The organism is Mesorhizobium sp. WSM4306, from assembly GCF_007003975.1.
In the GTDB taxonomy this organism is placed as follows: Bacteria; Pseudomonadota; Alphaproteobacteria; order Rhizobiales; family Rhizobiaceae; genus Mesorhizobium.
Genome location: NZ_VFTC01000039.1, coordinates 39,759 through 46,182, shown reverse-complemented (window position 1 = coordinate 46,182; position 6,424 = coordinate 39,759). Strand labels below are relative to the sequence as shown.

Genomic DNA, 6,424 nt, shown 5'->3' with positions numbered 1-6,424 from the left:
CTAGGTGGCGGCCGCTTCACCTGGACAGCGGCAATGGTGATCGAGTTTTTGCGCGGGGGGTGAGCTTGATCTCCCCCTTGTGGGGGAGATGTCCGGCAGGACAGAGGGGGGGCGCTGTCCCGCCGGCCTCTCAATGGAGCAAATGGCGCCCTCAGGCTTGTTCCCGCCTGGTGCAGAGCGAACAAGGTGGCGTTCTGTCACGCCCCCCTCTGCCCTGCCGGACATCTCCCCCACAAGGGGGGAGATTAGCACTTCACCCGAACTTCGGATCAAGGCTCCCCGACTTGTACCGCTTGGCCATCTCAGCCACCGGCAGCGGCTTGATCTTCTGCGCATTGCCGGCCGTGCCGAACTGCTCGAAACGCTCCTTGCAGAGCTTGCGCATCGCGGCCATGGCCGGCGTCAGATATTTGCGCGGATCGAACTCTGAGGGATTCTCGGTCAGCACCTTGCGGATGGCGCCGGTCAGCGCCATGCGGTTGTCGGTGTCGATGTTGATCTTGCGCACGCCGTGCTTGATGCCGCGCTGGATCTCCTCCACCGGCACGCCCCAGGTCGGCTTCATCTGGCCGCCATATTTGTTGATGATCTCCTGCAGGTCCTCCGGCACCGAGGACGAGCCGTGCATCACCAGATGCATGTTGGGCAGGCGGCGGTGGATTTCCTCGATGACGTTCATCGCCAGCACGGCGCCGTCCGGCTTGCGCGAGAATTTGTAGGCGCCGTGGCTGGTGCCCATGGCCACCGCCAGCGCATCGACATGGGTGTCCTTGACGAACTCGACCGCCTGCTCCGGATCGGTCAGCAGCTGGTCGTGGCTGATCGCGCCTTCGACGCCGTGGCCGTCTTCCTGCTCGCCGCCGCCGCTTTCCAGCGAGCCGAGCACGCCGATCTCGCCTTCGACCGAGACACCGCCCCAATGCGCCATGTCGACGACGCGCTTGGTGATGCCGGAGTTGTAGGCGTAGTCGGCCGGCGTCTTGCCGTCTTCCTTCAGCGAGCCGTCCATCATCACCGAGGTGAAGCCGTACTGGATCGCGGTGACGCAGGTGGCTTCGTTGTTGCCGTGGTCGAGATGCATGCAGACCGGGATGTCGGGGTGGATTTCGACCAGCGCGTCGATCAGCTTGGCCAGCACCACGTCATTGGCGTAGGCGCGCGCGCCGCGGCTTGCCTGCAGGATGACCGGCGACTTGGTCTCCTCGGCCGCCTCCATGATGGCAAGGCCCTGTTCCATATTGTTCATGTTGAAGGCGGGCACGCCGTAGCCATATTCGGCGGCGTGGTCGAGCAATTGTCTCAGTGTTATGCGAGCCACCCAATAGTCTCCCGTATCTGGTTTCAAGCGCAACGTCGCGGCCGGCCGGTTGCCGGCCCGATGCTTCTGGCCGGATTTCGCCAGAACCGCAACCGTCAGCGGCCATCGAGGCCGCAATTCTTGTTGCAGGGCTGAAATCCGGCCATTTTCATTGGATCACACCGCGATCAGCTCCCGCGCCGCCAGGATCTGCACGCAGGCGTTGGCCGCTTCCTTGCCCTTGACGGTGAAATGCTCGAAGAAGAAGCGGTGATGCTCGGCGCTGTCATGATAATTGTGCGGCGTCAGCACCGCCGACAGCACCGGGACGCCGGTCGCCAGCTGCACATTCATCATGCCGTCGAGCACCGCGCCGGCCACGAAATCATGGCGATAGATGCCGCCATTGACGACAAAGGCGGTACCGAGGATCGCGGCGTAGCGCCCCGTTTCGGCAAGCGTCTTGGCATGCAGCGGGATTTCGTAGGCGCCCGGAACGTCGAAGACATCGACGGCAAAGCGCCCGCCGCCGAGCATGCTGAGTTCCGCCTCGAAGGCCTGCACGCATTGGTCGACGATATCGGCATGCCAGCGCGCACGAATGACGGCGATGCGGGTTGTTCCATAGTCAGTGGGGGTATGCTGATTCATGGGTCCATCCTTCCGTTTCGAACCAGAATCAGGACGCACGACGCAAAAACCGGCCCGCGAGCGAGCCGTCCTTTACGATCGTTCTCTTCCATCCGGACTGTAACCGTCGGCTCCGGAATCACACCGGATCTGCTGACCTTTCCGATGCCGGAAAGCGCTCGCGGGCTCGGGCCGAAACCCTTACCGCCGGTGGGGACTTTCACCCCGCCCTGAGAACATTAACGGAAGGGATATGGAGGGGCGGGAAGGGGCTGTCAATTGGCGACTAGCTAATCTCCCCCCTTGAGGGGGAGATGGCCGGCAGGCGAGAGGGGGTGGTCTCGCGTGAAGCGCTAACCTCCTATCGTCGCTGTAAGGTCGAGCCCGGTCGAACCGACCCCCTCTGTCGCCTTCGGCGACATCTCCCCCTCAAGGGGGGAGATTACCCACGTTCCGGAAACATCGCCTTCAACCCCACGCGCGAGGCCTTGGCCACGCCGCGCTCGGTGATCAGCCCCGTCACCAGCCGCGCCGGCGTTACATCAAACGCCGGATTTGCCGCCGGCGTCGCTTCCGGCGACACGCGCACCTGCGCTATTTTTCCGTCCGCCGTCTTGCCCCAGACAAGCGAGACCTCGTCGCCCGAACGTTCCTCGATCGGAATCTCAGCCAACCCGTCACCCACCGTCCAGTCGATGGTGGGCGAGGGCAGGGCGACGTAGAAGGGAATGCCGTTGTCGGCGGCGGCGAGCGCCTTGAGATAGGTGCCGATCTTGTTGCAGACATCGCCATTGGCCGTGGTGCGGTCTGTGCCGACGATCACCATGTCGACCGCGCCATGCTGCATCAGGTGGCCACCGGCATTGTCGACGATCAGCGTGTGCGGCACGCCGTGGCCGGCCATCTCCCAGGCGGTCAGTTGGGCGCCCTGGTTGCGCGGCCGCGTCTCGTCGACATAGACGTGGATCGGAATGCCGGCCTCGGCAGCCAGATAGATCGGCGAGGTCGCGGTGCCATAGTCGACGGTCGCCAGCCAGCCGGCATTGCAATGGGTGAGGATGTTCACCGGCTCGCCCGGCCTCTTGCGCGCAGCGATCTCCTTTATGACTTTCAGGCCGTTCTCGCCGATTGCGCGGTTTAGCCCGACATCCTCGTCGGCGATCTCCGCGGCGCGCTTGTAGGCGGCCTCAGCGCGTTGCGCTGGTGCGATCGGCTTGAGAAAGCGGCGCATTTCGTCCAGCGCCCAGCGCAGATTGATCGCCGTCGGCCGCGTCTTGTGCAGCGTCTCCCACACCGCGTCGAGCGCTGCGTCCGACGGGTCGTCCGCCATCTGGATGGCAACGCCATAGGCGGCGGTGACGCCGATCAGCGGCGCGCCGCGCACCCACATGTCGCGGATGGCGGTGGCGATGCCGGCAACGGTGCCGATCTTTTCGACACGGAACTCATGCGGCAGCCAGCGCTGGTCGATGATCTCGACCGAGCGCTTGTCGTCGCTCAGCCAGATGGTGCGGTAATGGCGCTCGCCGACGTTCAAATCCTGCTCTCCCGTTCGATCAGCATGGCGAGATTGTTGACCTCGTCGATGCTGTGGATCTGGCGCCGGTTGACGGCGATATGGCGGCCGAACTTCAGCGCTTTGGCCTCGCAAGAGGCGCGCAGATCCTCGTCCTCGATGGTCTCGAAATCGGCATTGTGGGCGAGTCCGAGAATGCGCCGATGCACCTCGATGCCGGCAAAGCCGAGCAGGTCGGTCCAGATCTGGTGCAGCACATGGTCGAGCGCCTGCTCGGAGGCAAGAATGTCGCCCTGATCCTCGAACAGGCTCTTCTGGTAGAGCATGCCGGTGCGCTCGCGGCGCCATAGATGCGAGAACTCGGCGCGGAACACCGCCCATGTCTCTGCCGCCACCTCGAGCAGATAGGAGCGCATGGCGTCGCGCTTGCCGTTCTGTTCGTGGCCGCGCTGCGAGAAGAAGGACATCCAGAAGTTGGCGAGCAGCATGCCGACGTCAAAAGCCATCGGACCGTAGAAGGCGAATTCCGGATCGATCATCCTTGTGTCGGTGTCGGTGACCATGATCGAGCCCGAATGCAGGTCGCCATGCAGCAGCGTTTCGGCATTGGCCGCGAACAAATGCTTCAGCCGCTGCGCCTCGACCTTGAGGTCGCGGTCGGCGCGCAGCTCGGCGACCAGGCCGTCAAGTTGCGGCGAGGTGTGCCGGTTCAACTTGGCGTCGAAATAGGGGTCGGAAAACACCAGGTCCTCGGTGATGCCGCAGAGTTCGACATTGTCGGCGAACAGCGCCAGATCGGCCTTCCGGTCCTTGGTCGGCATTGAGAGATCCGAGCCGCGGAACAAGGTGCGGGCCATGAACAGGCCGATATCCCTGGCGATGTTCGGCAGCTGGCGGCCGTCGATCAGGGCGCGGCGCAGGATGATGTGCGGCGGCGCCAGATACTCCATGATGATCAGCGCCTGGGCCTCATCGAAATGGTAGATCGCCGGCACCGAGCCCGGCGCGCGCGCCTCCTGCCTTGTCAGCGCGTGATATTCGAAAAAGGAGCGTTTCAGCGGCAGCGGCCAGCTGTCGCCGACCAGGCGGACATAGGGCAGGGCCTGCTTGACGATTGCTCCACCCGAGGGGCCCTCGACGATGAAGACGAGGTTGAGGTTGCCATCGCCGACCTCGCGCACCTTCCAGGCGCTGGTGTCCTTGCCGATCTTGGCGCACAGCGCTTCGTTGGCGCCGAGCCGCGCCGCAAGCGTCTCGACCGACAGTGCTTCGAACGGCAATTTCCCAGTCATTTCTCATCCTCCCGCTTGCTCGCTCCGATCATAGTGGAGCGATGGCGGCCGGGCCAAGCTAGGAAGCTGTCTGGCAATTGTCAATCGAGTTGACAATTGATGACGTAGCCCATAGCGTCATCGTCAGGGAGGAACGAATGGGCAATGATGCCGTGTTCCGCGTGGACGGGCTGAGGAAGTCCTTCGGCCATATCGAGGTGCTTGGCGGCGTCTCGCTCGAATTGCATGCCGGTGAGATCACCGTGCTGATGGGCGCCAATGGCGCCGGCAAATCCACCCTCGTGAAAATCATCAGCGGCGTCTACGACCATGCCGGCGGCACCATGAGCCTCGCCGGTCATGACTTCGCGCCGAACACGCCGGCCGAAGCGATCCGCGCCGGCGTCGTCACCGTGCACCAGAATATCAATGACGGCGTTGTCGCCGATCTCGATGTCGCCACCAATCTGACGCTCGACCGGCTGAGCGGCAAAGGCGCGTCGCTGCTGTTCAAACCCGGCCGCGTGCGCCGCGAGGCGAGGGCGGTCGCCGACCGCATGGGGCTCGCCATCGACCTCAGGGCCCGCGTCAGCGATCTGTCGCTGGCCGACCGCCAAATGGTGGCGATCGCGCGCGCCATGGCGCACCAGCCGAAAGTGCTGATCCTCGACGAACCTACCTCGTCGCTCTCCAGCGCCGAGGCAGACAGGCTGTTTTCGCTGCTCGATCGGCTGCGCGAGCAGGGCGTCGCCATCCTCTACATCTCGCACCGCATGTCGGATATCAGGCGGCTGGCCGACCGCATCGTCTCGATGCGCGATGGCGTCATCTCCGGCGTCTTCGATACCAAGCCGCTCGACTATGAAGGCGCGGTCAACGCCATGCTCGGCCGCAAGATCCATCTCGACCGGATCGAAGCGAGGAATTCGGCCAAACCGATCCTGACCATCGAGGGCCTGCGCATCGCGCCGAGCGCCCGGCCGATCTCGCTGACGCTTGGCGATGGCGAGGTCGTTGCCGTCACCGGCCTCGTCGGCGTCGGCAAGACCGCACTGGCCGAGACGCTGTTTGGCCTGCGCAAGCCGCTCGCCGGCACGATGGCTTTGAACGGCAAGCCCTATGCGCCCGCGTCGACCGGCGAAGCCATCGCCGCCGGCGTGTTCCTCGTCGCCAAGGACCGTGGCGAAAACGGCATTGTCGGTGGCTTCAACATCCAGGAAAACATCAGCCTGCCCTTTCACAAGCGCATGTCGCGCTTTGCCGTTCTCAAGCGCGGCCTCGAGCGTGCCACGGCCCGCCGCCAGATCGAGGACCTCGGCATCGTCTGCCGTTCCGAGAAGGACGAAATGACCACGCTGTCGGGCGGCAACCAGCAGAAGGTGATGGTGGCGCGCTGGATGGCGCAGGACGCGAGACTGTTCATCCTCGACGAGCCGTTCCAGGGTGTCGATATCTCGGCCAGGCGCGACATCGCCGCCAAGCTGCGGGCAAGCGCCAATGGCCGCGCCACGCTGTTGTTTGTCACCGAGCTCGACGAGGCGTTGGAGACCGCCGACCGTATCCTGGTGATGTCGGAGCAGACCATCGTTGGTGAACACCGCAACGCCGATGTCGATCTCGATCGCCTGCTGGCCGAGGTCGCGGGCGGGCAGCTGCACAGCGCGGCCTGAGCAAAGAACTATAGGAATTGGAATGGAGCGCATGGGTTTG

5 protein-coding genes and 1 riboswitch are annotated in these 6,424 nt (G+C 64.2%); of the genes, 1 reads left to right on the top strand and 4 read right to left on the bottom strand.

Annotated elements, in window-relative coordinates; all coding sequences use genetic code 11:
* Positions 1–253: 253 nt before the first annotated feature.
* From fba to mtnK, 4 genes are all read right to left on the bottom strand, one after another.
* Complete coding sequence (fba, locus tag FJV77_RS29560) at positions 254–1,318, bottom strand: class II fructose-bisphosphate aldolase (RefSeq protein ID WP_013532928.1); 1,065 nt, start codon at positions 1,316–1,318, stop codon at positions 254–256.
* Between the two features lie 156 nt (positions 1,319–1,474).
* On the bottom strand, positions 1,475–1,948 hold the full coding sequence (locus FJV77_RS29555; protein ID WP_142869910.1) for a 6,7-dimethyl-8-ribityllumazine synthase: 474 nt from the start codon (positions 1,946–1,948) through the stop codon (positions 1,475–1,477).
* Positions 1,949–2,024: 76 nt separating this feature from the next.
* Positions 2,025–2,169: riboswitch (FMN riboswitch) on the bottom strand.
* 200 nt (positions 2,170–2,369) lie between these two features.
* Positions 2,370–3,464, bottom strand: coding sequence for an S-methyl-5-thioribose-1-phosphate isomerase (gene mtnA / locus FJV77_RS29550; RefSeq protein WP_142869909.1), 1,095 nt, complete (start codon positions 3,462–3,464; stop codon positions 2,370–2,372).
* Entirely contained in the window at positions 3,461–4,735 is a 1,275-nt protein-coding gene (gene mtnK / locus FJV77_RS29545) for an S-methyl-5-thioribose kinase (RefSeq protein WP_142869908.1), read from the bottom strand. Before mtnK ends, mtnA begins: the two co-directional genes overlap by 4 nt.
* Positions 4,736–4,872: 137 nt before the next feature.
* Between mtnK and FJV77_RS29540 the strand changes: the two genes are divergently transcribed.
* Positions 4,873–6,384: a sugar ABC transporter ATP-binding protein gene (locus FJV77_RS29540; protein WP_142869907.1), complete on the top strand. Its 1,512-nt coding sequence runs from the start codon at positions 4,873–4,875 to the stop codon at positions 6,382–6,384.
* Positions 6,385–6,424 lie beyond the last annotated feature (40 nt).